This is a genomic window from Pantoea sp. BJFS-204, from assembly GCF_049310725.1.
Taxonomy (GTDB): domain Bacteria; phylum Pseudomonadota; class Gammaproteobacteria; order Enterobacterales; family Enterobacteriaceae; genus Pantoea; species Pantoea agglomerans.
In genome coordinates this window covers 404,455-427,436 of sequence record NZ_JBMOWE010000003.1, presented here as the reverse complement: position 1 = coordinate 427,436, position 22,982 = coordinate 404,455, and the positions used below count along the sequence as shown (strand labels likewise).

The 22,982-nt window shown below is 55.4% G+C and carries 20 protein-coding genes and 3 tRNA genes; 14 read left to right on the top strand and 9 right to left on the bottom strand.

Features of this window, described 5'->3' with window-relative positions:
• The first annotated feature begins 25 nt into the window (after window positions 1-25).
• Entirely contained in the window at window positions 26-1,471 is a 1,446-nt protein-coding gene (tldD, locus tag ACO6VX_RS13080; protein ID WP_060681163.1) for a metalloprotease TldD, read from the top strand.
• A gap of 252 nt (window positions 1,472-1,723) precedes the next feature.
• On the opposite strand, the gene aaeR is transcribed toward tldD, so the two are convergent.
• Entirely contained in the window at window positions 1,724-2,641 is a 918-nt protein-coding gene (gene aaeR / locus ACO6VX_RS13075; protein WP_010256055.1) for an HTH-type transcriptional activator AaeR, read from the bottom strand.
• A gap of 230 nt (window positions 2,642-2,871) precedes the next feature.
• Between aaeR and aaeX the strand changes: the two genes are divergently transcribed.
• From aaeX to ACO6VX_RS13050, 5 genes are all read left to right on the top strand, one after another.
• Entirely contained in the window at window positions 2,872-3,075 is a 204-nt protein-coding gene (gene aaeX, locus ACO6VX_RS13070) for a p-hydroxybenzoic acid efflux pump operon protein AaeX (RefSeq protein WP_010256058.1), read from the top strand.
• 7 nt (window positions 3,076-3,082) lie between these two features.
• Window positions 3,083-4,015, top strand: a complete 933-nt coding sequence (aaeA, locus tag ACO6VX_RS13065) for a p-hydroxybenzoic acid efflux pump subunit AaeA (RefSeq protein ID WP_010256061.1) — start codon at window positions 3,083-3,085, stop codon at window positions 4,013-4,015.
• Window positions 4,016-4,024: 9 nt separating this feature from the next.
• Complete coding sequence (aaeB, locus tag ACO6VX_RS13060; RefSeq protein WP_010256064.1) at window positions 4,025-5,977, top strand: p-hydroxybenzoic acid efflux pump subunit AaeB; 1,953 nt, start codon at window positions 4,025-4,027, stop codon at window positions 5,975-5,977.
• A 113-nt stretch (window positions 5,978-6,090) separates the two neighbouring features.
• Window positions 6,091-7,542 (top strand): NAD-dependent succinate-semialdehyde dehydrogenase, encoded by a 1,452-nt coding sequence (locus ACO6VX_RS13055; RefSeq protein WP_236352086.1) that lies wholly within the window; start codon window positions 6,091-6,093, stop codon window positions 7,540-7,542.
• 55 nt (window positions 7,543-7,597) lie between these two features.
• Window positions 7,598-7,867: a barstar family protein gene (locus tag ACO6VX_RS13050; RefSeq protein WP_010256069.1), complete on the top strand. Its 270-nt coding sequence runs from the start codon at window positions 7,598-7,600 to the stop codon at window positions 7,865-7,867.
• Window positions 7,868-7,932: 65 nt separating this feature from the next.
• Here the strand turns inward: ACO6VX_RS13050 and yhcN (ACO6VX_RS13045) are convergent, their stop codons facing one another.
• From yhcN (ACO6VX_RS13045) to argR, 4 genes are all read right to left on the bottom strand, one after another.
• On the bottom strand, window positions 7,933-8,196 hold the full coding sequence (gene yhcN / locus ACO6VX_RS13045) for a peroxide/acid stress response protein YhcN (protein ID WP_010256072.1): 264 nt from the start codon (window positions 8,194-8,196) through the stop codon (window positions 7,933-7,935).
• Between the two features lie 93 nt (window positions 8,197-8,289).
• Window positions 8,290-8,556 carry a YdgH/BhsA/McbA-like domain containing protein gene (locus ACO6VX_RS13040; RefSeq protein WP_010256074.1) on the bottom strand — a complete coding sequence of 89 codons (267 nt, stop codon included), beginning with the start codon at window positions 8,554-8,556 and terminating at the stop codon, window positions 8,290-8,292.
• A gap of 88 nt (window positions 8,557-8,644) precedes the next feature.
• Complete coding sequence (gene yhcN / locus ACO6VX_RS13035; RefSeq protein ID WP_022623941.1) at window positions 8,645-8,908, bottom strand: peroxide/acid stress response protein YhcN; 264 nt, start codon at window positions 8,906-8,908, stop codon at window positions 8,645-8,647.
• 474 nt (window positions 8,909-9,382) lie between these two features.
• Window positions 9,383-9,853, bottom strand: coding sequence for a transcriptional regulator ArgR (gene argR / locus ACO6VX_RS13030; RefSeq protein ID WP_010256080.1), 471 nt, complete (start codon window positions 9,851-9,853; stop codon window positions 9,383-9,385).
• Window positions 9,854-10,281: 428 nt separating this feature from the next.
• Between argR and mdh the strand changes: the two genes are divergently transcribed.
• Window positions 10,282-11,220, top strand: a complete 939-nt coding sequence (gene mdh / locus ACO6VX_RS13025) for a malate dehydrogenase (RefSeq protein ID WP_010699812.1) — start codon at window positions 10,282-10,284, stop codon at window positions 11,218-11,220.
• 49 nt (window positions 11,221-11,269) lie between these two features.
• Here the strand turns inward: mdh and mscM are convergent, their stop codons facing one another.
• The 3 genes from mscM to rsgA all read right to left on the bottom strand — a co-directional run bounded on the left by mscM (window position 11,270) and on the right by rsgA (window position 16,734).
• Window positions 11,270-14,599 carry a miniconductance mechanosensitive channel MscM gene (gene mscM, locus ACO6VX_RS13020; protein WP_010256086.1) on the bottom strand — a complete coding sequence of 1,110 codons (3,330 nt, stop codon included), beginning with the start codon at window positions 14,597-14,599 and terminating at the stop codon, window positions 11,270-11,272.
• 14 nt (window positions 14,600-14,613) lie between these two features.
• Window positions 14,614-15,513 (bottom strand): archaetidylserine decarboxylase, encoded by a 900-nt coding sequence (gene asd, locus ACO6VX_RS13015; RefSeq protein WP_010256089.1) that lies wholly within the window; start codon window positions 15,511-15,513, stop codon window positions 14,614-14,616.
• A gap of 171 nt (window positions 15,514-15,684) precedes the next feature.
• On the bottom strand, window positions 15,685-16,734 hold the full coding sequence (rsgA, locus tag ACO6VX_RS13010) for a small ribosomal subunit biogenesis GTPase RsgA (protein ID WP_010256092.1): 1,050 nt from the start codon (window positions 16,732-16,734) through the stop codon (window positions 15,685-15,687).
• A 101-nt stretch (window positions 16,735-16,835) separates the two neighbouring features.
• On the opposite strand from rsgA, the gene orn reads away from it, so the two are divergent.
• From orn to ACO6VX_RS12990, 4 genes are all read left to right on the top strand, one after another.
• A complete protein-coding gene (orn, locus tag ACO6VX_RS13005) occupies window positions 16,836-17,384 on the top strand; it encodes an oligoribonuclease (RefSeq protein WP_010256094.1) in 549 nt (182 codons plus the stop codon).
• Window positions 17,385-17,538: 154 nt separating this feature from the next.
• A tRNA-Gly gene (locus ACO6VX_RS13000) sits at window positions 17,539-17,614 on the top strand.
• Between the two features lie 28 nt (window positions 17,615-17,642).
• Window positions 17,643-17,718: transfer RNA gene (locus ACO6VX_RS12995), tRNA-Gly, on the top strand.
• 25 nt (window positions 17,719-17,743) lie between these two features.
• Window positions 17,744-17,819: transfer RNA gene (locus ACO6VX_RS12990), tRNA-Gly, on the top strand.
• A gap of 350 nt (window positions 17,820-18,169) precedes the next feature.
• Here the strand turns inward: ACO6VX_RS12990 and queG are convergent.
• Window positions 18,170-19,309: a tRNA epoxyqueuosine(34) reductase QueG gene (queG, locus tag ACO6VX_RS12985; RefSeq protein WP_191917486.1), complete on the bottom strand. Its 1,140-nt coding sequence runs from the start codon at window positions 19,307-19,309 to the stop codon at window positions 18,170-18,172.
• Here queG and nnr point away from each other — a divergent pair.
• Genes nnr through amiB form a run of 3 tightly spaced genes read left to right on the top strand, consistent with a single transcriptional unit; the run spans window position 19,308 to window position 22,968 of the window.
• Entirely contained in the window at window positions 19,308-20,828 is a 1,521-nt protein-coding gene (nnr, locus tag ACO6VX_RS12980) for a bifunctional ADP-dependent NAD(P)H-hydrate dehydratase/NAD(P)H-hydrate epimerase (RefSeq protein ID WP_236352087.1), read from the top strand. The genes queG and nnr overlap by 2 nt on opposite strands.
• Window positions 20,825-21,301 carry a tRNA (adenosine(37)-N6)-threonylcarbamoyltransferase complex ATPase subunit type 1 TsaE gene (gene tsaE, locus ACO6VX_RS12975; RefSeq protein WP_010256103.1) on the top strand — a complete coding sequence of 159 codons (477 nt, stop codon included), beginning with the start codon at window positions 20,825-20,827 and terminating at the stop codon, window positions 21,299-21,301. The genes nnr and tsaE overlap by 4 nt, the downstream gene beginning before the upstream one ends.
• Window positions 21,298-22,968: an N-acetylmuramoyl-L-alanine amidase AmiB gene (amiB, locus tag ACO6VX_RS12970; protein WP_022623938.1), complete on the top strand. Its 1,671-nt coding sequence runs from the start codon at window positions 21,298-21,300 to the stop codon at window positions 22,966-22,968. Before tsaE ends, amiB begins: the two co-directional genes overlap by 4 nt.
• Window positions 22,969-22,982 lie beyond the last annotated feature (14 nt).

Sequence of the window (22,982 nt, the reverse complement as noted above, 5' to 3'; positions counted from 1 at the left end):
CTGAGCACATAATGAGTGAGAAACGATGACTCTGAACCTGGTAAGTGAGCAGTTACTGACTGCTAACGGCATTAATCAGCAGGACCTATTTTCCCTGTTAGGGCAGCTTTCAGAACGTCGTCTGGATTATGCCGATCTCTATTTTCAGTCCAGCTTTCACGAATCCTGGGTGCTGGAAGACAAAATCATTAAAGATGGCTCCTACCATATCGATCAGGGTGTGGGTGTGCGCGCGGTCAGCGGGGAGAAAACCGGCTTCGCCTATGCAGACCAGATCACGCTGAATGCACTGCGTCTCTCCTCTGAAGCCGCACGCAGCATCGTACGCGAACAGGGAAATGGCAAGGCACACACGCTTTCTGCCGTGATGAACCGTTCGCTCTATCAGGCTATCGATCCGCTGAGCAGCCTGACACGTGAAGACAAAATTGCCCTGCTGCATCGCGTTGATAAAGTGGCTCGTGCGGCTGATCCGCGCGTGCAGGAAGTCAATGCCAGCCTGACCGGCGTTTACGAGCAGGTATTGGTAGCCGCGACTGACGGCACGCTGGCGGCAGATGTCCGTCCGCTGGTTCGCCTCTCTATTAGTGTCCAGGTGGAAGATCAGGGCAAACGTGAACGCGGCGCAAGCGGCGGCGGTGCGCGTACCGGTTATGCGTTTTTCCTGGCAGATGAAGATGGCGAAGTCCGCGCTGACGCCTGGGCGCGTGAAGCAGTGCGTATGGCGCTGGTGAATCTCTCCGCCGTGGCCGCACCTGCTGGTGCGTTGCCAGTGGTACTGGGTGCGGGTTGGCCGGGCGTGCTGCTGCATGAAGCGGTCGGTCACGGTCTGGAAGGCGACTTCAATCGCCGTGGCACCTCGGTGTTCAGCGGTAAAATTGGTCAGCAGGTTGCGTCTGACCTCTGTACCGTGGTGGATGACGGCACCCTTGAAGGGCTGCGCGGTTCACTGGCAGTAGATGATGAGGGCGTTCCCGGTCAGTACAACATGCTGATTGAGAATGGTGTACTGAAAGGCTACATGCAGGACAAGCTGAATGCGCGACTGATGGGGGTTAGCCCTACCGGTAACGGACGTCGTGAATCCTACGCGCATCTGCCGATGCCGCGCATGACCAACACCTATATGCTGGCTGGCAAGTCATCGCCGCAGGATATTATTGAAAGCGTTGAGTATGGCCTCTATGCGCCCAACTTTGGTGGCGGTCAGGTGGATATCACCTCCGGCAAATTTGTCTTCTCAACCTCAGAGGCTTATCTGATTGAGAACGGCAAAATCACCAAACCGGTTAAAGGCGCAACGCTGATTGGTTCCGGCATCGAAGCGATGCAGCAGATCTCGATGGTGGGTAATGACCTGGCGCTGGATAAAGGCGTCGGCGTCTGTGGTAAAGAGGGACAGAGCCTGCCGGTCGGTGTCGGTCAGCCGACCCTGAAGCTGAATAAACTGACCATCGGCGGCACCGCCTGATGTGACCCCAACAACCCGCCGCCTGGCGGGTTGTCAGAATGCTGACAAATCCATAGCCGGATGAACCTGGCAGCAATGCAATAGCTGAAAGCGCAGGGAACACGGGCAGAGGAGGAAAGCGTCCCGCGCCACGGATGGCGCGGGCCGAGCGTGTCAGGGATGACGGATTTTGCGTCTTTCCGATCTGACCGTGTTCCCTTCGCTGGCTGGGTCTTACAGCTGGTCGGGACAGATGTTGTCAACAATCTATTGTTAGCTTTTACGATGCTGCTGATACTGTTCAGCCACCTGTTCAAAATAGCCGGTCAGATAATCGATACAGACCTGCACCTTAAGCGGTAACTTATCCTTCTCGGTATAGAGCGCGTAGACCGGGCGCGGATCGGACTGATACTGCGGAAACAGAATATCGATCTCGCCTGCGGTGATCTCATCAATCACCCACATCATCGGCACATAGGCGATGCCATTGCCCGACTTCAGCCAGCGAATCAGCGTCAGGGAATCATTGGTCACAAAACGTCCCTGCGGTGCCAGGCGTGTCACTAATCCTTCCGGCGCAATCAGTTCGAAATTGTTATCGGGCCGTACGCTATATTCCAGCCAAGAAAAATTATCGATATCACCCGGCTTCTCCGGCGTACCATGCTGCGCCAGATAGCTTTTTGCGGCGCACACCACCATCGGCATCGCACCCAGGCGACGCGAAAATAAGCTGGAATCTTTTAACGCTCCCACCCGAATCACCAGATCCAGACCATCCGCGATCAGATCCGGGGCCGGAACGCCGGTGACCAGATTCACACTCAGCCCCGGATATTCCCGCAGCATATCGCTGGTCATGCCAGCTAACACGTTCTGCGCCATGGTAGAGGAGCTGCCAATTCGCAGTACGCCAATGGGCGTATTGTTAAAAGCGTAAAGCTGTTCATGCACCTGCGTCGCTTCGGCCAGCATACGGCGACAGCCCTGATAATAGATTTTGCCCGCTTCGGTCAGCCCGATACTGCGGGTACTGCGATTCAGCAGTTTCACCTGCAATGCATCTTCCAGTTTCGCGACGATCTGGCTGATTGATGAGACGCTCAGATGAAGCTGACGCGCCGCAGCGGTAAACGAACCCAGTTCGACCACTTTAGCGAAGACAGACATGCCTTTCAGTCGTTCCATTATTTACTCTGACTTAAAAGTGATTTAGATCACATTCTGTAGAAAACTTATAGTCAGGCGCGTTATTATAAGCGCGCCGGGGTATTTCCCGGTGATTCTTCATTGCCTGATACCCTTCGATGATACGCTATTATTAAGCCAGCTGCGGTTCGGATAACGCTTCCAGAGGGTTTTCCTGCGACATCTGAAGAGGCATGAGTATCCCGGCAAGGTCGAACTAAGGATTTGTGATGAGTGTGCTTCCGGTATTTGTCATGTTTGGGCTCTCTTTTCCGCCCATTTTCATCGAACTTATTATTTCACTGATGCTGTTCTGGTTAGTGAAACGCGTGCTTACGCCGAGCGGTATCTACGATCTTGTCTGGCATCCGGCACTTTTTAATACAGCGCTTTACTGCTGTGTGTTTTACCTTGTCTCCCGTTTATTAGTCTGAGGTTTAAGTGAAAGCACTCATAAGAAAAATCGCGCGCTACGCGATTACTATCCTGCTGGTCATCATCGCAGTGGTCATTATTTTCCGTGCCTGGGTCTTCTATACCGAATCGCCCTGGACCCGTGATGCGCGTTTCGCCGCTGACGTGGTGGCGATCTCCCCTGACGTCACCGGCCTGATTACCGAGGTTCCGGTACACGACAACCAGCTGGTGAAGAAGGGCGATACGCTGTTTGTGGTTGACCGGCCGCGCTATCAAAAAGCGCTCGATCAGGCGCAGGCGGATGTTGAATATTACCAGGCACTGGTCAGTGAGAAACGTCGCGAAGCCGGGCGCCGTAACCAGCTGGGCACCTCCGCCATGTCGCGCGAGGCTATCGAGCAATCCAATAACGATTTGCAAACCAGCGAGCACCAGCTGGCGAAATCGGTGGCGACACGCGATCTGGCGAAGATTGACCTTGAGCGCACCACGGTGAAAGCGCCATCCGATGGCTGGGTCACCAACCTGAATGTCTACCAGGGTGAGTTCATTACCCGTGGTTCGGTTGCCGTGGCGCTGGTTCAGCAGCACTCTTTCTATGTGCTGGCTTACCTGGAAGAGACCAAACTGCACGGCGTGGAGAAGGGCTTCCGCGCGGAAGTCACCCCACTTGGCAGCAACATCGTGTTGCGCGGCACCGTAGACAGTGTGGCGGCTGGCGTCACCAACAGCAGCAGCTCGGTCGACAGCAAAGGCATGGCAACGGTGGACTCCAATCTGGAGTGGGTGCGTCTGGCGCAGCGTGTGCCGGTTCGCATCCGGCTTGATCAGCAGCCCGGCAATCGCTTCCCGGCGGGCACGACAGCGACAGTGGTGATCACCGGTCAGGCCGATCGTCAGCCTGAACAGGTTTCACCGATGGTCCGACTGTTTAATCGCCTGCGTGAGTTTGGTTAAGAGGGCGATATGATCGAGTTCCTGCGGTTCCCGGTAAAGCTCACCTTTGCGCTGGTGTTAGCGCTGATGGTGGGTTTTCACTTTAACCTTGAAACGCCGCGCTGGGCGGTGATGACCGCCGGTATCGTGGCCGGCGGTACCGCGTTTGCGGCCGGGGGGGACCCCTATTCAGGGGCGCTGCGCTATCGCGGCGTTTTGCGTATTATCGGGACATTTATTGGCTGTATCGCCGCGCTGACCATCATGATCGCCACCGTGCGTGCACCGGTCGTGATGCTGCTGCTGTGCTGCATCTGGGCAGGACTCTGCGTCTGGCTCTCTTCGCTGATCAAGGTAGAAAACTCTTACGCGCTCGGACTGGCGGGCTACACCGCGCTGATTATTGTGGTGACGGCTAACGCCAGCGGCGGTCTGACGCTGGTGCCACAATATGCGGTAGAGCGCTGCAGTGAAATCGTACTCGGCATCCTGTGCGCCATTCTGGCCGACATGATTTTCTCACCCCGTTCGATTAAAAAAGTGATCGACGCTGAGGTCGATTCGCTGCTGGTGGCACACTATAACCTGCTGCAACTCTGCGTCGCTCACGGTGATAAAGAAGAGGTCGATAAAGCCTGGAGCGCGCTGGTACGGCGCACCACGGCGCTGAACAGCATGCGCAGCCAGCTGATGATGGAATCCTCACGCTGGAAGAACAGCAATCGCCGTTTGCAGATGCTCAATACGCTGTCACTGACGCTGATTACACAGGCAGCCGAAACCTTTCTGATCCAGAATTCCCGTCCTGATTACATTCCGCCCCAGTATCGTCTGATGGTTGAAAAACCAGCCTCGACCGTTGAAGAGGTGCATAAGCGGATGAAAGTGATGCGGCGGGTGATTGGTGCCAGCGGCAAATCAACGCCGGTCACGCTGGCCAGCTGGGTAGGCACTGCTACCGAATATCTGCTGCTACTGAAAGGGATCAAAAGTAATAGCCGGATCACCTCGCTGGAAGAGGAGATTCTGCAGCGCGAGGTGGTGATCCAGGCGCGTTCCGCTGAAACGCATCATGCGATGATCAATGGTATCCGTACCTTTGTGGCGACCGCGCTGGGTTCGCTGTTCTGGCTCTATACCGGCTGGACCTCTGGCAGTGGCTGCATGGTCATGCTGGCTGTCATCACCGCACTGGCGATGCGTATGCCCAACCCGCTGATGATGGCAAAGGACTTTCTCTACGGCATGACGGTCGCGGTTCCGCTGGGCGCGCTCTACTTTATGTATGTTCTCCCGGCGACGCAGCAGAGCGCACTGCTGCTCTGCATCGCAATCGGCCTGCTCGGTTTTATCGGTGGTATCTTTATTCAGCGGCGTCAGCTCGGCACGCTGGGGGCGTTGATTGGCACCCTTAACGTTCTGGTGCTGGATAATCCGATGGAATTCCACATTAACGTCTTTCTCGATAACGTTCTGGGCCAGGTCATCGGCTGCTTCGTGGCGATGATGGTGATCCTGCTGATTCGTGATAAATCAAAAGCGCGCACCGGCCGCAAGCTGCTGAACCGCTTTATGTATGCGGCTGTCTCTGCCATGACGACCAATCAGGCGCGCCGGCGTGAAAACCATTTGCCAGCGCTCTATCAGCAACTGTTTCTGCTGCTGAACCTGTTTCCGGGCGATATCAACAAATATCGCATCGCCCTGACGCTGATCATCGGTCATCAGCGGTTACGCGACGCAGAAGTGCCGGTGAATGCCGATCTTTCTGCTTATCACCGGCAGTTGCGTTACACCGCTGACCGGGTGATCTCCGCCAGCAGCGATGACAAGCGGCGTTACTACTTTGAACGTCTGCTGAAAGAGCTGGATGTCTATCAGGAAAAACTGGCCCATTACGAGGCTCCCGCCAGCGTAACGGAACCGGTAAAACGACTGGCTATGATGCTGGATAAGTACCAGAACACGCTCATCCAAATCTGAATCTGGCCGCTGTGACCTGCAGCGGCCTGCGCAATCCCCACCCATCACAAAATCTGTCGCTTTTGCCAACTATACTCTCCAGACGGAAGAGCAAAACTGACAGGAGCGAATCAATGAAATCACTGCAAGAGAGCCAACTGTTCCGGACCGGCTATTTAGCGGACGGCCAGTGGCATCAGGCGGCCTCTACCTTTGACGTGACCAATCCGGCGACCGGTGAGGTGATTGCACAGGTGGCAAAAGCGGGTAAAGCTGAAACGGAACAGGCTATCGCCGCAGCGGAGCGCGCATTTCCCGCCTGGCGGGCGCAGACTGCAAAAGCGCGCGCTGAAATTCTCACTCGCTGGTACCAGCTGATCATTGAGAACAAACGCTGGCTGGGACAGCTGATGACGACCGAACAGGGCAAGCCCCTGAAAGAGGCGGAAGGGGAAGTTGAATACGCCGCCAGTTTTATTCAGTGGTTCGCCGAGCAGGCGAAACGGACCAATGGTGAGATCATCCCGCCAGCTAAACCCGGCTCCCGTATTCTGGCAACCCGCGAACCGATTGGCGTTGTGGCTGCCATTACGCCGTGGAATTTCCCGATGGCGATGCTGACCCGCAAACTGGGGCCAGCTCTGGCTGCCGGCTGCACCGGCATTGTTAAACCTGCCAATAACACGCCACTCTCCGCCTTTGCCCTGCTGGCGCTGGCGAAAGAGGCAGGTGTGCCTGATGGTGTACTGAATGCGGTAGCCGGTGATACCCATGCTATCAGCGATGCCATCATGGCCAGCAAAGCGGTGCGTAAAATCTCGTTCACCGGCTCCACCCAGGTGGGCAAGCTGCTGATGCGTAATGCTGCCGAAACCATGAAAAAAGTGTCGATGGAGCTGGGGGGTAATGCCCCCTATATCGTGTTTGACGATGCCGATATTGATGCCGCCGTGCAGGGCGCCATTGCCAACAAATTCCGTAATGCGGGCCAGGTGTGCGTCAGCGTAAACCGCTTCTACATTCACAATGCTATCTATGATCGTTTTACTCAGCAGCTGGCTGCCGAAGTGAACAAGCTGAAGGTGGGCAACGGCATGGAAGAGGGCGTGATTGTCGGGCCATTAATTGAGGCATCGGCGGTGGAAAAGGTTGAGCAGCACGTCAATGATGCGGTAGCAAAAGGTGGCAAATTACTGGCGGGTGGCGAGCGACATGCGCTGGGTGGCAACTTCTGGCAGCCCACTGTGATTACTGAGGCGCACGAAGGGATGCAGCTCGCGCAGGAGGAGACCTTTGGTCCGGTGGCTGCCTGTTTCCGCTTTGATGATGAAGATGACGTCATCCGTCGTGCTAACGATACACCGTTCGGCCTTGCCGCATACTTTTACACCCAGAATCTGCAGCGGGTGTTCCGTGTTTCAGCCGCGCTGGAAAGCGGCATGATTGGCATTAATGAATGTGCCGTATCAACCGAGCTGGCGCCGTTTGGTGGTGTGAAAGAGTCGGGGCTGGGCCGCGAAGGTTCGGTACTCGGCATGGAAGAGTATCTGGAGGTCAAAGCGCTGCACCTGGGCGGTTTGAGCTAGCGGACAGTAACGGGCGGCGAAGGTCGCCCGCAGACGGAGCATGGGAGCCGTCAGCATGAAAATCGAGCGTTTTGATTTTAATGAAATTGTTGATCAGGCCCATTTCTTCCGCCAGTTCAGCGAGCGATTTGCGCTGGAGGAGCGCCGCATCTGCGATCTGGATGGATTATGGGATGTGGTGACGGGCGATCTGTTACCGCTGCCGCTGGAGATTGAATTTGTTAATCTGGGCAGGGGACAGCGACGGCGTTATGGCGCGCTGATTCTGTTATTTGATGAAGCGGAAGAGGAGCTGGAAGGTCAGCTTCACTTTAATGTCAGATAAAACGTCAGATGAAAAAAGGCCCCGGCGAGCGGGGCCAAAGGGTTCGTCATACATCTGACGAGGAATTATTTATAAAGCTGTGCGGTGATGTGATAGTTATCGCCGGTGCGCGCCTCAATAACTTTATAGGCACTGGCACCCTGTTCATCCGCTTTCTGAGAAAGCTCAGCGCGGTAATCCATTGGCGATCCCGCGGTTCCACTGATGGTCACGGTGCCCGCAGGCTGCAGGTTCTGCGTCTGATCGCCGGTGACCAGCTGTGCGGCTGATGCGCCGAACGCCATAACGGAAAGCAGACTGACTGTAGCGATGGTTGTTTTGATATTCATGATTATCTCCTCAATACATTCAACAACCAGCGGTTTCTCGTAAAGGCGGGTCGTCGATATCTTCTGACGCCCTTCAGGCGTCATCACGGTTAATTATTTATAAAGCTCAGCGGTGACATGCCAGGTGTTATCCTGGTTGTTTTCGATGATGCGATAGTGGCTCGCGCCCTGGGCATCCGCTTTCTCTGACAGCACCTGACGGATATGCGTCTGGTCGCCATTTCGTCCACCAATGCTGATGGTCTGATTCATTGGCTGCAGACCCTGTGCCTGTTCATTGGACACCAGGCTGGCGGCGTTAGCACCTACTGAGAACAGGGATGCCAGACTCAGTGCAGCGATAGCTAATTTCATTTTCATGGTCAACTCTCCTGAAATTTCTGCTTCAGCTCTCCGGAGCGCAAAAGGGCGCGTCAGACAGAGAGCAGATGGCATTATCGGTTACGCCTTAGTTATACAGTGCGGCGGTAGCGTGATAGTTGCCGTTGTTGTATGCCTCAATCACGCGATAGGCTTTTGCGCCCTGCTGATCGGCTTTGTCGCTGAGTTTCTGTTTGATATCCATCGGTGAACCCGCCACGCCGCTGACACTGATGGTGCCGACAGCCTGCAGATTCTGCGCCTGTGACGCATCAATAGATTCTGCTGCCACAGCACCAAATGAGAGTGCGGAGAGAATGCTCAGGGTAGCAATGGTAGTTTTTACGTTCATAGATTTTTCCTCGTCGTCTATTTTTATCTTTTTATTTAGTGTGATTTGCATCACGAAAAGAAGTATAGAACTAATAACGGAAGAAATTAATACCCCGCTAATAATGTTTTTTTGTGATTCTTTATCCTTATGGCTACTTTTAATAACTTAACGTTATAAAAAAAGGATAAAAAGTAACCTTTAAGCCACTTTTAATTGCAAAAACAGTGAGATAGATCACTTTAACTTTTAGTGCGAAAGTTGGAGGTATATCGGGCTGGAGTTTGATCTGGATCTGGGCAATGGTGCCGGTTCAGTGATGTAAAGCAGTGTAAAATAGCGCAGAAAGTGAAGCAGAGTTATCGATCTGACCAACAGCCGGGCGTGTAAAAGCAGGCTTAATACTTATCCAGAGCGGGTGACTATTGTGGAAAGGGGTGAGCAGAGAGAACGAACTGACGATCTGGCACATGATGGCCTCTCGTCAGTCCGCGATCAGAGTTCCTGTTCAAACAGGGTGAGGATGGCGCCGTGCAGCTGCTTAACGGTGAAGTCGCGCGCGCGGGTAATAAAGATTGTGTCATCACCCGCAATGGTACCCAGAATCCCGTGCGACTTACCCAGTGAATCCAGCATACGTGCAATCAGCTGTGCTGCGCCGGGACTGGTATGAATCACCACCAGTGCATCGTTGTAGTCGATATCCAGTACCAGGTTTTTTAACGGGCTGGTGGTGGTCGGCACACCCAGCTCAGCGGGCAGGCAATAGACCATCTCCATCCTGGCATTCCGGGTGCGCACTGCGCCAAACTTGGTCAGCATCCGAGAGACTTTGGACTGATTGATATTTTCAAAGCCCTCGTCCTGAAGCGCCTGAACAATTTCGCCCTGGGAACTGAATTTTTCTTCTTTTAATAAGGCTTTGAAAGCCTTAACCAGATCGTCTTGTTTCGATGGGTTTCGCATAGGTTACCAATAAATAGAGAGAATAACCGCGCATCCGCCCGCGGCAGAGTGGTGATTATGCATTTATATGCATTTTTATGCAATCGTTCGATTGATGAGCAGCGTCCGGGCGGCTAGCGGGCGGCGATAATAGCAAATAAATCCGCTCAGACCAAAACACGCGTCACAGCCCCGGAAGGCGAAGGTTGCAAAGTTGTTATATTATTGGTGGTGTAGTAACAGAAAACGCACGTAGCCGTTCTCTGTCTGACGACGGCAAAGTTGTCGGTCATTCAGGTGCAATGATAAGTAACTTTTGAATCCGGAGATTAAGTGTGAAAACACGTAGAATTAACAACGGATATTTATCATCGCCTGAGCAGTTGATTAAGGTCTGACACAGATAGAATTTCGGCCCATCTCTGCCCCACCTTAATAAGGAGTTAAGAATGAAAGTTGCCGTTCTCGGTGCCGCTGGCGGCATAGGCCAGGCGCTCGCACTTCTGCTCAAAACCCAGCTTCCCGCAGGTTCAGAACTCTCGCTGTATGACATCGCGCCGGTTACGCCGGGTGTTGCCGTTGATCTCAGCCATATTCCTACCGCAGTGGCTATTCAGGGATTCAGTGGAGAAGACGCCACGCCTGCCTTACAGGGTGCCGATGTGGTACTGATTTCCGCGGGTGTCGCACGTAAGCCCGGTATGGATCGCGCCGACCTGTTTAACGTTAACGCAGGTATCGTCCGTAATCTTATCGAACAGGTTGCCACAACGGCACCTAAAGCGTTGATTGGTGTCATCACCAACCCGGTCAATACCACCGTGGCCATTGCGGCAGAAGTGCTGAAAAAGCACGGTGTTTACGACAAAAATCGGCTGTTCGGCGTGACCACGCTGGATATCATTCGCGCCAATACTTTTGTGGCTGCATTGAAAGGCAAGCAGCCTGACCAGGTGGAAGTCCCGGTCATTGGTGGCCACTCTGGCGTAACCATTCTGCCGCTGCTGTCGCAGGTTAAAGGCGTCAGCTTCAGCGATCAGGAAGTGGCTGATCTGACCAAACGCATCCAGAACGCCGGCACCGAAGTGGTGGAAGCCAAAGCGGGTGGCGGCTCGGCCACGCTGTCGATGGGTCAGGCAGCTGCACGTTTCGGTTTGTCACTGGTACGCGCGCTGAAGGGTGAAGCTAATGTGGTGGAGTGTGCTTACGTAGAAGGCGAGGGTGAACATGCGCGCTTCTTCTCCCAGCCGCTGCTGCTGGGTAAAAACGGTGTGGCTGAACGCAGGCCGATTGGTACCCTCAGCGCTTACGAACAGCAGGCGCTGTCAGGCATGCTGGATACGCTGAAGAAAGATATCGCCCAGGGCGAAGAGTTCGTTAAGCAGTAACTGACGGCTCAGACTTGCAATAACGCCCGGCTTTGCCGGGCGTTTTGCATTACAGTCCGCCAGACTTATAGGCGCGGGCAGCGGGTGTACCGTTGCTGGCAGGCAGCTTCTTACCCAGGGTTTCCATACGCATCTGGAACGGCGGGAACGGCATCTCAATACCGTGCTGATCAAATCCGCTGAGAATCAACTGATGCAGTTCGTGACGAAGCGGCATACGGTGTCCCATCTCAGCAGCATGCACACGAAGTTCAAATAACTGAATGCCCTGCTGCAGATCGACCAGGAAGGCTTCCGGTTGCGGCGTGTCCAGGACATAGCTGCAGCGCTCAGCCGCCTGGATCAGAATGGTGGTCACCTGTTCACTGCTGACTTTCGCCGGAGCCGGAATGGTGAGCACCACGCGCGTCACGGAATCGGACAGCGACCAGTTAATAAACTGCTCGGTGATAAAGGCCTTGTTCGGCACGATGATCTCTTTGCGGTCCCAGTCGGTAATAGTGGTCGCGCGGGTATTAATTCGCGTGATACTGCCGGTCAGATCGCGGATCGTCACGGTATCGCCGATACGAATCGGCTTTTCGAACAGGATAATCAGACCTGAGATAAAGTTGGCAAAAATCTCCTGCAAACCAAACCCCAGTCCCACACCCAGCGCGGCAACCAGCCACTGCAGCTTCGACCACTCAATACCAATCATTGAGAAACCAATCAGCCCGCCAATCAACAGCAGCAGATATTTGGTCAGTGTGGTGATGGCGTAACCCGTACCTGGCGTCAGATTAAGATGCTGCAACAGCGCCAGCTCAAGCAGCGCGGGCATATTGCGCACCAGCTGGGTGGTGATAATAAACACCAGAATGGCGATCAGCACTGACCCCAGGGTGATAGGCTGAATCGACTCTACGCCCTGTACTGAGGTACTGACGTCCCACAGCTGAATATTCTCCAGGAAGCCAAAGGCCGAATGGATTTCTGACCACAGCACAATCACAGAGACCAGGGCGATAAGCATCAGGATAGAGCGTACCAGCCGCAGCGACTGCGCACTGATCGCATCCAGGTCAATTACCGGCTCTTCAATTTCAATCGCATCAGTGTTCAGAGAGCCTTGCTCCTTCTCTTCTTCACTGCGCGCACGGTTAGCCAGCATATCGGCACGACGCTGACGGGCGCGATCAAAGCCAAGACGGCGACGCTGAATCAGCATCCAGCGCCGGATAATGTGATAGATAACCAGCAGCAGGAACCAGATGGCGACAGAGGTTTCCAGTCGCGCCAGCAGCGCCTGCGCGGTAGCCAGATAACCCACAGCGGAGGCGAGGGCAGCCATCAGCGGCATAGCGATCATCAGGTTCCACAGCATCCGGTTCACCATGTTCTCGCCATTTCCCTCTTTATCGAGATAGAGCGGAATCCCGGAACGCTTCAGGCTCACGGTGACAATGCTGATTGCCCCGCAGATCAGGATGAAACAGAGACGGCCCAGCGATGAGGAGAACTGCCGATCTTCCAGATTACCAAAGGCGATCAGCAACATAATCAGCGGCACAATTAATCCGATGCTCAGCGAGTAGTAGCGCATGGCGCGCGCCACCCGATTTTGCGGCCAGCGGAAATGCACAATGAACAGGCCGTTAGGACGGGCAAAGGCAGCGCTGATCATAAACGCCCACAGCAGCGGCAGCGTGGCGGTAATGCCATCACCAATCGCTACGGCGATAGGGTAGGGCCAGGCGTTCTGCAGGCCATAACCCAGCGCACCCCATAACACCGGCAGCGGCAGCGCCACCAGGATCGACCAGAACAGGGTACGGATAGTCAGGCGGAAACGATCCTGAGTGACCTTGCCGACTTTGCTGGCGGAACGGTCAAGGAAAGCATTGAAGTGGCGACGCGAACTGATGCTGAAGCCGACCAGCAGCAACGCACCAATAATCGGCAGCACTGAGTTGCGGCTGGTAAACATCATCGCCATCGCTTTGCCGAGCTGACCCAGCGTATCCAGCGACAGCAGACGGGAAAGATCTTTGGCCAGATCCAGCGGATAACTCAAACCAATCGGGTTAACGTCGGCGGTCCAGAACAGATAGCGGTGCGTCGCCTCTTTGACTTCCGTCAGCGCATCCTGCAACTGCGTGTTGCCAACCTTGAGCTTGGTGATCTCCAGAATCAGCGTGTCACAGCCGGAGATCAGCGAATTGAGCAGTTCCCTCTGAGTGCGTAGCTGCGCATCAAGAATACGCTTCTGGTCTGCGGTGAAAGGCTGACCATCGGCCTGCCGTCCCTTGCGCAGCGCCTCCTGGCGCTCCAGCAGATCTTCATAATTGAGACGCTGCACGCGAAGCTGTGCCATCTCATTATCAATCTGCTGCGACTTGGGCATCTCCGGCAGACGCGCGACCTGCGCCCGTAGCGCTTCGCCCAGCAGATTAGAGGCACCCAGCCACTGCGACTGTTCACGCAGGGTAGAGAGCGCCTGACGGACCTGAATAATCTGGTTAGTGGCCAGTCGCTGCTGCGACGCCACCAGATCCATGCGCTGCGCCTGCTGATTCAGGGCAACCGAGAGTTCGCGGTTAACCCGAAACTGATCGCTGATCTCTGGCGGAAGATCGCCACTGTTTTCTGCCAGTTGCTCGGTGCGGGCCAGCGCGACTTCGGCTTCACGTTGCCGCTGATCGTTGAGCTGGTTGCGCAGCGCCTGAAGATAGTTATCGAGCTGAGTTGCTTTGCGCTGGTGGGCTTCAGCCCGCATCCGCGCCAGTTCCTGACGGTTGTTGGCAGAGAGCTGTGCCAGCTCAAGTTCATCGACCAGCGCTTTATTCGCGGCGCTTTCCGCCTGGCGAGCCGCCAGCTGCAGCTGCCCCTGTGGCGAACTGCTGCTGACGCTCTGCAAACGGCGTTCACTCTCCGTCATCGCCCGGCGTGCTTCCGTCTGCTGCTGCGGCAGTTGCGACAGCGAATCACTGATTTCCCGCGCCCGATCCTGCTCCTGCCGTGCCTGACGCCCCTCTTCCAGCAGCTGGCTGCTGACCTGCAGGATCTCCTGATCCAGCTCGGCGCTGCTCATGTTGTTGCGCACGGTTTTCCCGCTGTCACTCAGCGCGGCGATCTGCTGACGCAGTTCGCGCGCCAGACGCGGAAAATCATCAATAACCTGCTGATATTGCGCCGCGCGCTCCAGCGATTCATCGCGTTCAGAGAGAAAGTTTAAGGCGGCTTCAATCGTCTGGATCTGTTCAGCCTGCGAGGGTGAACTTTTGGCCGATTTTATCTCTTCCAGCTGCTGTTTGAGCTGGCTGGCGTCAGGAAGGCTGGCCGCGAAGGCCGGGCTGCTGAGCCACAGGCTCAGCAGCAGGAGGAGAATCGAACGCACAGAGGACACTCAATTTAATCGACGATGACGTCGGAAATGTCTGTCGCGACCGGCAGCGCAATCGCCAGCGGTTGACCCAGACGGGTTTTGCTTTCTGCTTCCAGGCTTTCAGCCAGTTTGACGCGGCCAGGTGCGAACAGATTGATAACGGTAGAGCCAAGCTTGAAGCGGCCCATTTCCTGGCCTTTCAACAGCACCACGGCGCTTTCATCATCCGCTGCCGGATAGTGCCAGCGCTTGATCACGCCTTCACGCGGTGGCGTGATGGTGCCAGCCCAGACGGTTTCGATGCTGCCGACAATGGTGGCACCCACCAGGATCTGCACCATCGGCCCGATATCGGTTTCGAAGTAGCAGATGACGCGCTCGTTACGGGCGAACAGGTTGGGAATATTACGCGCGGTCAGCGGGTTGACGGAGTAGAGGTCGCCAGGCACATAAATCATCTCACGCAGGATGCCGTTGCACGGCATATGGACGCGGTGATAATCACGGGGCGCCAGATAGGTGGTGACGAACTCGCCATCAACAAATTGGGCTGCCATCCGCTCATCACCCGCCAGCAGGGCGTCGATGGTGTAGTGATGACCCTTAGCCTGGAAAATCTGATCGCCATCAATGTGGCCGAGCTGGCTGATAGCGCCATCCGCGGGCAGGGCGATGAGATTGGCATCGGCATCCACCGGACGCGCATCATCTTTCAGCGGACGAACGAAAAAGTCATTAAAGGTGCGATAGCTGGCGGTATCGGGCTTACGCGCTTCCGCCATGTCGACTTTGTAAAACCAGACAAAGATGTCAATGACCAGTTTGGTCAACCAACCACCGCGGCGACTGGCGCCCCAACCGGCAAGTTCAGTCAGCCATTTCTTCGGGAGAATATGATTCAAGCCGAGTTTTAAACGATCAAACACCTTAGCCTCCTGGCTATTTTATGACGTTGTAAAAAAGGGGGCGGATTGTAGCAGCGCCCCGTTCAGATGGCGACTATACCCGAATTCCGGCACGCTGCACGGTCTGGACGCGCGACTGGAATGCACCTCGCAAAATGCCCCGGCTTATCCGTTCAGACGCGGTTATACCGATTAACTTTCACCATCAGGGAAATTTTTACGCGTTTTTACCTGCGCCATGCTCTCCAGGATACGGTGGTAGTTATCAAAACGGGACCTGTTGATTTTGCCCTGTTCGACCGCTTCGCGAATGGCACAGCCGGGATCGCTGCCGTGTTTACAATCGCGGAATTTGCAATCGCCAAGGAATGCGCGGAATTCGACAAATCCGCGGGTAATTTGTTCCGGCTCAAGATGCCATAAACCGAACTCACGCACGCCAGGTGAATCGATCACATCGCCGCCGTCCGGGAAGTGATAAAGGCGCGATGCGGTGGTGGTGTGCTGGCCTAAGCCTGAGCCATCCGAAACCTCGTTAGTCAGAATAGCGACCTGCTCTTCTTTGTCGAAGCCGAGCAGGGCATTCAGCAGACTCGATTTGCCGACGCCAGACTGACCGGCAAAGATACTGATGCGGTCGGTCAGCGCCGCTTTCAGGTCGTCCATGCCGTTTTTCGCCCGGCTGGAGACCATCACCACGCGATAGCCAATATTGCGATAGATATCCATCTGCTTATCGACAAAGGCGCGCGCCTTGTCATCCAGCAGATCGGTTTTGTTCAGTACCAGCAACGGTTCAATGTCCAGCGTTTCGCTGGCAACCAGATAGCGGTCGATGATGTTTAACGACAGTTCAGGCAGGATTGCGGAGACGACGATGATCTGGTCGATATTCGCCGCCATCGGCTTCACGCCGTCGTAAAAATCGGGGCGGGTTAATACGCTGGTGCGCTCATGCACCGCTTCAACAATACCTTTGTTGCCGCTGGTTGCCGGACGCCACAGCACCCGGTCGCCGGTAACCAGCGAACGAATGGTTCGGCGGATATTGCAGCGGTGGGCGACGCCTGCGCTATCCTCAACATCAGCGTGCATGCCAAAACGGCTGACAACGACCCCATCTGCAGCTTCACCAAACAGGTTGTCATCCGCTTCCGGACGCTCTCTGCGTTGGTTGAGACGGCGATCGTGGTTAGCGCTTACGCGGCGTTGTTGGCCCTTCGACAGTTTATTTTTACTCACTCACCCTCACAGCGTTAGCCAGATTTCGCCCGGCTGGGCAAAACGTCTATGATACACCTTATTCATCGTAAATGACGACTACAGCAACCGCAGGAAACAGCATGGCTACTGGAAATGAACAGAATCTGATCTGGATTGATCTTGAGATGACCGGACTTGATCCGACGCACGATCGCATTATTGAAATTGCGACCCTGGTGACTGATGCCAACCTGAACATTCTGGCGGAAGGGCCGGTCATGGCCGTTCATCAGTCTGATGCGCAACTGGCGCTGATGGATGAGTGGAATGTCCGCACTCATACCAACAGCGGTCTGGTTGCGCGGGTGAAGGAGAGTCAGATTGACGATCGCGCAGCAGAGCTGGCGACCATTGAGTTCCTGAAACAGTGGGTTCCGGCGAACACCTCGCCTATCTGCGGCAACAGCATCGGGCAGGATCGTCGTTTCCTGTTTAAGTACATGCCTGAGCTGGAAGCGTATTTCCACTATCGTTATCTGGATGTCAGTACCCTGAAAGAGCTGGCTCGTCGCTGGAAACCCGATATCCTTCCTGGCTTCAAAAAAGGGGGGACGCACCAGGCTCTGGATGATATCCGTGAGTCCGTGGCGGAGCTGGCTTACTACCGCGAACACTTTTTGCAGCTTTAATCGGCGACGGGTGCGCATGAAATCACCAGGTTGCTGATTTAATCAGCAAACGCGCTGAAAGCGAAAATTTTTGCTTTCAGACGCTTGCAGCAGCAACGATTTCTCGTATAATGCGCACCCCGTACCGGTGAAGAATTTATTAACGGTACAAGGCGCGGGAATAGCTCAGTTGGTAGAGCACGACCTTGCCAAGGTCGGGGTCGCGAGTTCGAGTCTCGTTTCCCGCTCCAGTTTTAAAATGTAAGCAGTACCCTCTTTGCGGGAATAGCTCAGTTGGTAGAGCACGACCTTGCCAAGGTCGGGGTCGCGAGTTCGAGTCTCGTTTCCCGCTCCAGTTTTATTTAGCAGTGCCCTTCTATGCGGGAATAGCTCAGTTGGTAGAGCACGACCTTGCCAAGGTCGGGGTCGCGAGTTCGAGTCTCGTTTCCCGCTCCAGATTTAACATCACCCTCATTTCAGTCCGTTATCCGACTGTTTTACGTCGCGTGATTTTGATTGTTTCATGAAGGTTATCCACAGCACTGCACCCCATCATCTGCGCCTGTTACGGCGATCTGTAAATGGCTTTTGAACAGAGTTATCCACAACCTTGCAGGTTAACCGAAGCGATAGCCTCATTATTAAATAAACACAACTTTTATATAAGTTGTTGATATTTATCATTATGAAAATATTTCAATTTGTTATTTAACAGCAAAATCAGCGTTGTTGCAGTTGAATGACAACAGCTTTTTATTTTTATTCACAGCATGTGGAAAACGATAATTCGCGATCAAGCTGTTCAATCACGCATCACGCGGTAAACCCTTCTCTACTGCACGAACCAGGCGCTTCTGCTGGGCAGGTTGCACTTCAACCACGAGTTGCTCGCGTTTCTGCTGCTGCTGCGTGATTGCCCACAGAATATGTTCATCCAGCAGGTCACTTTCACCGAGTCGTTGTTCCAGTACCTGAACGATTTCGGGCGACCAGGGCGCGTTACCCAGCGCCACTGCAATATTACGCAGCCAGCGTACATGACCAATGCGGCGAATCGCTGAGCCTTCAGTGATGCGTAAAAACTTCGCTTCATCCCATTGAAACAGATCGATCAGCTCAGGGGCGTGTAGCGCCGCTCGCGGTGAAAAGTCGCTTTCGTCACTGAGTTGTCCATAGCGATTCCACGGACAGATCAGCTGGCAGTCATCACAGCCATATATCCGGTTGCCCATCAGCGGGCGAAATTCTTCCGGGATCGCGCCTTCCAGCTCAATGGTGAGATAGGAAATACAGCGCCTGGCATCCACGACGTAGGGCTCAACGATCGCGCTGGTAGGGCAGATGGTCATGCAGGCGACACAGCGGCCACACTGCTCCTGCTGCGGTGTATCTATCGGCAGCGGAATATCGATCAGCAGTTCGCCGAGGAAAAACCATGAGCCTGCTTCCCGATTCAGTATCAGCGAATGTTTGCCGGTCCAGCCGAGTCCCGCTTTGGCGGCCAGCGGCCGCTCAAGCAGCGGGGCCGAATCCACAAACGGGCGAAAATTAAGCTCGCCACAATGCTGCTGGATCATTTCTCCGAGCTTTTTCAGTCGATTGCGCAATACTTTGTGGTAATCACGACCTAATGCATAACGGCTGACATAGCCCAGCTGGGGATTTTTCAACGTGCTGGCAAAGGCGGCTTTGGCCGGAAGGTAGTTCATGCGAACGCTGATAACGCGCAGCGTGCCGGGCAGCAGTTCATGAGGACGCGCCCGCATCATGCCGTGTCGCGCCATCCACTCCATCTCGCCATGATACTGCTTATCCAGCCACGCCTGCAGGCGCGGCTCTTCCGCACTGAGATCGGTATCGGTGATGCCGACCTGCTGAAAGCCGAGATCCAATCCCCACTGTTTAATCTGTTGTGCGAATTGATGAAGATCGAGAGGGTATGACATGAGTAACCAGGATTCGAAGAAAAACAGCCGCAGTTTACCATATTCTGTCTGGCCTGCGCAGGCTGTGGCCCGGCTTGAGCAACAGGGGGCCGATGCGCTCGGCATTACGCTGTATGAGCTGATGCTGCGTGCCGGACAGGCCGCTTACGAGCATCTGACTGCGCACTGGCCAGAGGCCAGCCACTGGCTGATTCTGTGTGGTCACGGCAACAACGGTGGCGATGGTTATGTGCTGGCGCGACTGGGACAGGCGGCGGGCAAAACCGTTACGCTGCTGGCGTGCGAAAGTGAAAAAGTGTTGCCGGAAGAGGCGCAGCGTGCACGGGACGCGTGGCTGGATGCGGGCGGTGAAATTCATGCGGCCGATGCGGTCTGGCCAGAGCAGATCGATGTGATTGTGGATGCGCTGCTGGGAACCGGCAGTCATCGTGCGCCCGAAGAACCCTATGCCACGCTGATCCAGCAGGCGAACGCTCATGCGGCGCCGAAACTTGCCATTGATATGCCTTCCGGCTTATCAGCCCGCAATGGCACCGCGCCCGGTGAGGTAATTAATGCCAGCCATACGCTGAGTGTGGTTGCTCTTAAACCGGGCCAGATCACTGGCAAAGCGCGAGATTACATTGGAGAGCTTTACTATGCCGATCTCGGCCTGGCCGCTTTTCTGGCGGGCGAAGGGGCTCCCATCGCGCGTTATGATGCCAGCGCATTAACCCGCTGGCTCAAGCCGCGCAAACCAACCTCGCACAAGGGCAGTCATGGCCGGCTGCTGGTAGTGGGGGGCGATGCCGGTACCGCTGGCGCGGTACGGATGACGGCCGAAGCGGCGTTGCGCAGCGGTAGTGGGTTGGTGCGAGTACTTACTCACAAAGATAATATTATTCCGATCCTGACCGCCCGGCCCGAAATTATGGTCGATGAACTGACCGATGAGCGCCTGACGGAGGCGCTGGAGTGGGCCGATGTCATTGCGATAGGGCCCGGTCTGGGTCAGCGCGACTGGGGAAAGCGTGCGCTGAAGCAGGTCGCGAGCAGTGAAAAGCCGATGCTTTGGGACGCGGATGCACTTAACCTGCTGGCAATCAGTGCGGAGAAACGTCAGAATCGCATTATTACGCCGCATCCTGGTGAAGCGGCGCGTTTGCTGAATACCGAGACCAGTGAAATTGAGAGTGACCGCTTACATGCAGCGCAGACATTGGCGCAGCGTTATGGTGGTGTAGTGGTACTGAAAGGTGCCGGTACGCTGATTGCCAGCGAGCAGGGTGAAATGGCCTTTGCTGACGTGGGCAATGCCGGTATGGCCTCCGGCGGTATGGGCGATCTCCTGAGTGGAATCATCGCCTCGCTGGTGGGCCAGAAACTGACGCTGTTTGATGCGGCCTGCGCCGGCTGCGTTGCACATGGTGCCGCGGCCGATGCGGTCGCTGCGGAACGTGGTACGCGCGGTATGCTGGCAACTGATTTACTGGATCTGCTGTGGCAGTTTGTTAATCCTGAGATGAATAAAGAAGCATGAAGACCTGTGTTATCTCTTTGCCCGATGAGGCGGCTACGCTCAGTTTGGGCGCTCAGCTGGCGCGCGCCTGTGGCAGCGCGGCAGTGATTTATCTCTATGGCGATCTGGGGGCGGGTAAAACCACCTTCAGCCGCGGCTTTCTGCAGGCGCTGGGCCATCAGGGCAACGTCAAAAGCCCTACTTACACGCTGGTTGAGCCTTACACGCTGGACGACCGCACACTTTATCACTTCGACCTCTATCGTCTTGCCGATCCTGAAGAGCTTGAATTCATGGGCATCCGCGACTATTTCAGCGGCGATGCTATCTGCCTGGTTGAATGGCCGCAGCAGGGCGCCGGTTTTCTGCCGCCGCCCGATCTCACGCTAACGCTGCGTTACGTGGGTGAGGCGCGTGAAGCGGAACTGACGGCACAATCCTCGTCGGGCCAGCAATGGCTTGAACAATTTGGTCAGGGCAGGGATCAGGCATGATGTCACGGATGAAAATAGCGCTGGTGACACTGTTGCTGCTGGTCTGTACACCCCTGTTTGCCGCCACCCTGTCGGATATCAAAGTCGCTAATGGCGACAGCCAGGCAACCATCACCCTGAACTTTGCCGGACAACCTGTCTATGGCTTCTTCCCGCTGCGCAATCCTGACCGTGTGGTGCTTGATGTGCGCCAGAGCGGCGTGGTTCAGGGGCTGCCGTTAAATTTCAGCGGCGAAAACATCGTAAAGCGAATTCGCACCAGCACCCCGAAAGATAAACAGAGCGTGCGGCTGGTGTTTGAGCTGACGCAGGCGGGTAAAACCCGGGCGGTCACCCAGCGCAATGGCAACAGCTACAGCGTGGTCTTCACCATTACCGGTAAGCCGCCTGCTGTTACGCGCAGTGTGCCTGCGCCGGTAACGGCCCCGACGCGCGTGCCCACCCAGAGTGCCGCAGCGGCGAACCCCTTTAATTCGAATCCGGTGACGTCCGTGACCAGCACAGCCAGCACCGTGAGTCCTGGCCGGGCCGTCAGCCAGAACGATACCGTGATTGTGGCGATTGATGCCGGACATGGCGGTCAGGATCCCGGCGCTATCGGGCAGCGCGGACTGAAAGAGAAGAACGTCACGATCGCAATTGCACGTAAACTGCGGGTGTTGCTGAATAACGATCCGATGTTCAAAGGCGTCCTGACGCGTGATGGCGACTATTTTATCTCGGTTATGGGCCGCTCCGACGTGGCGCGTAAAGCCAACGCCAACGTGCTGGTTTCAATTCATGCTGACGCCGCGCCGAGCCATGCGGCGACCGGTGCATCGGTCTGGGTATTATCAAACCGCCGGGCCAATAACGAGATGGCTAACTGGCTGGAGCAGAAAGAGAAACAGTCTGAGCTGCTGGGCGGCGCAGGTGACCTGCTGGCTAACAGTCAGGCCGACCCCTACCTCAGCCAGGCAGTACTTGACCTGCAATTCGGTCACTCGCAGCGTGTCGGTTATGACATCGCCCAGAAAGTGTTGCAGCAGATGCGCAGCGTGACGTCGCTGCATAAACGTCTGCCTGAGCATGCCAGTCTTGGCGTGCTGCGTTCACCCGATATTCCTTCTTTGCTGGTGGAAACCGGCTTTATCAGTAATTCCTCGGAGGAGCGACTGCTTGGCAGTAGCGCACACCAGGATAAGATTGCGCAGTCGATCTATAAAGGTCTGCGCACTTATTTCCTGGCGCACCCGCTGCAATCCATCCCAAAGGAGGAAAACCGGCCGCTGGGCTCGTCGCCAGCGGTTAACGTCGCCAGCAACCCGGCGACCGGGGTGACGCAATATACCGGCGTAACTCAGCGCCATACGGTTACGCGCGGTGAGACACTCTCCGGGATTGCCGCGAAGTATGGCGTCAGCATGTCGACACTGCGTGAAATGAACACCCTGAAGCGGGATGTGGTATGGGTCGGACAGCGGTTGAAAGTGCCGGCCAGTGCGGCCGCCAGCCGCACCACGCGCGCCACGCCACGCGGCATTGTGCGTCATAAAGTGGTTGTGGGGGATTCACTGACCGGCATTGCCGCACATTATGGCGTCAGCCCGAAAGCGATAATGCAGACCAATAATCTGAAATCGACCAACGTCATGTTGGGGCAGAACCTGAAAATCCCTGCATCCTGATTGTTTGCCCGACC

Coding starts and splice junctions, on each gene's coding strand:
- tldD (WP_060681163.1), top strand. CDS start 26: ATGACTCTGAACCTGGTAAGTGAGCAGTTACTGACTGCTAACGGCATT.
- aaeR (WP_010256055.1), bottom strand. CDS start 2,641: ATGGAACGACTGAAAGGCATGTCTGTCTTCGCTAAAGTGGTCGAACTG.
- aaeX (WP_010256058.1), top strand. CDS start 2,872: ATGAGTGTGCTTCCGGTATTTGTCATGTTTGGGCTCTCTTTTCCGCCC.
- aaeB (WP_010256064.1), top strand. CDS start 4,025: ATGATCGAGTTCCTGCGGTTCCCGGTAAAGCTCACCTTTGCGCTGGTG.
- ACO6VX_RS13055 (WP_236352086.1), top strand. CDS start 6,091: ATGAAATCACTGCAAGAGAGCCAACTGTTCCGGACCGGCTATTTAGCG.
- ACO6VX_RS13050 (WP_010256069.1), top strand. CDS start 7,598: ATGAAAATCGAGCGTTTTGATTTTAATGAAATTGTTGATCAGGCCCAT.
- yhcN (WP_010256072.1), bottom strand. CDS start 8,196: ATGAATATCAAAACAACCATCGCTACAGTCAGTCTGCTTTCCGTTATG.
- ACO6VX_RS13040 (WP_010256074.1), bottom strand. CDS start 8,556: ATGAAAATGAAATTAGCTATCGCTGCACTGAGTCTGGCATCCCTGTTC.
- yhcN (WP_022623941.1), bottom strand. CDS start 8,908: ATGAACGTAAAAACTACCATTGCTACCCTGAGCATTCTCTCCGCACTC.
- argR (WP_010256080.1), bottom strand. CDS start 9,853: ATGCGAAACCCATCGAAACAAGACGATCTGGTTAAGGCTTTCAAAGCC.
- mdh (WP_010699812.1), top strand. CDS start 10,282: ATGAAAGTTGCCGTTCTCGGTGCCGCTGGCGGCATAGGCCAGGCGCTC.
- orn (WP_010256094.1), top strand. CDS start 16,836: ATGGCTACTGGAAATGAACAGAATCTGATCTGGATTGATCTTGAGATG.
- nnr (WP_236352087.1), top strand. CDS start 19,308: ATGAGTAACCAGGATTCGAAGAAAAACAGCCGCAGTTTACCATATTCT.
- queG (WP_191917486.1), bottom strand. CDS start 19,309: ATGTCATACCCTCTCGATCTTCATCAATTCGCACAACAGATTAAACAG.
- tsaE (WP_010256103.1), top strand. CDS start 20,825: ATGAAGACCTGTGTTATCTCTTTGCCCGATGAGGCGGCTACGCTCAGT.
- amiB (WP_022623938.1), top strand. CDS start 21,298: ATGATGTCACGGATGAAAATAGCGCTGGTGACACTGTTGCTGCTGGTC.